The organism is Pseudoalteromonas sp. BSi20652 (genome assembly GCF_000239855.1).
In the GTDB taxonomy this organism is placed as follows: Bacteria; Pseudomonadota; Gammaproteobacteria; order Enterobacterales; family Alteromonadaceae; genus Pseudoalteromonas.
The window spans coordinates 1-1215 of sequence record NZ_BADT01000017.1; the positions used below are offsets into that span (position 1 = coordinate 1).

At 41.3% G+C, this 1215-nt stretch carries 1 protein-coding gene; it reads left to right on the forward strand.

Annotated features, from left to right (window positions below; genetic code table 11):
• Window positions 1–77: 77 nt before the first annotated feature.
• Window positions 78–1215 (forward strand): IS3 family transposase gene (locus tag P20652_RS17220; RefSeq protein WP_086005518.1). Its coding sequence is split into 2 segments (ribosomal slippage), with 1139 coding nucleotides annotated over them: window positions 78–336 and window positions 336–1215; the frame shifts between segments, so codons are not numbered across the junction. This gene is flagged as partial in the annotation.

The following is a 1215-nucleotide window of genomic DNA, read 5'->3' on the forward strand; positions in this document are numbered from 1 at the left end:
TGTAGTGGTACAGTGATTTTGGCCACCCATTAAGAAAGAAATGTTATGCTGATAAGCATACAAATTTGGGTGAAAAAATGACGAAATTAAAACGTGCAACGTATTCTGCAGCAATCAAATTAGAAACAGCTCAGCTTGTAGTTGACCAAAGTTATACTCAAGAAGAAGCAGCCAAAGCGATGGGAGTGGGTAAATCAACCGTTAGTAAGTGGGTTACTCAATTAAAGCAAGAGCGTAATGGCCAGCCACCTACAGCTTCGCCAATGACGCCCGAACAAATTGAAATCCGCGAACTTAAAAAGCAAATCCAACGCATCGAATTAGAAAAGGATATATTAAAAAAGGCTACCGCTCTCTTGATGTCCGACTCCCTGAACAATTCTCGTTAATTGAGAAACTAAATCAACGAGAGCGTTACCCAATTAGCGTGCTGTGTAACGTATTCAATGTGCATCGTAGCAGCTATAAATATTGGGCTATAAGGGATACAACGCCGACACCAGAACAAGTAAGGCTAGAGGCTGAAGTTAGAGCAATACATGCAATGAGCGGCGGCTCAGCTGGGGCGCGGACAATCGCGGCAATAGCAACGAACAATGATTTTGAATTGAGTCGTTATCGTGCTGCTAAGCTAATGGTTAAATTAAAGCTTGAAAGCTGCCAAGTACCTCAACATTCATATAAACGCGGCGGTAATGAACACCTTGAAATTCCAAATCTGCTTGATAGACAATTTGATGTTGTTGAGCCAGATACCGTGTGGTGCGGTGATGTGACGTATATTTGGGTAGGTAATCGCTGGGCTTATTTAGCCGTTATTATTGATTTATTTGCACGTAAAGTAGTTGGCTGGGCCATGTCGTTGTCGCCAGATACTAATTTAACGCTAAAAGCGCTTGAACTCGCGTATGAAAGCAGAGGAAAACCGACAGGACTGATGTTTCATTCAGACCAGGGTAGTCACTATACCAGTTTAAAATATCGTCAACGTTTATGGCGCTATAAAATCAAACAAAGTATGAGTAGGCGTGGAAACTGTTGGGATAATGCACCAATGGAGCGATTTTTTAGAAGCTTTAAAACGGAGTGGATGCCAAAGGTTGGATATGGAAATTTTATAGATGCTAAATATAGCGTTAGTGATTATATCAACGGATATTACAACAACGTTAGGCCGCATCATTATAATGCCGGTTTAGCGCCAAATGAATCTGA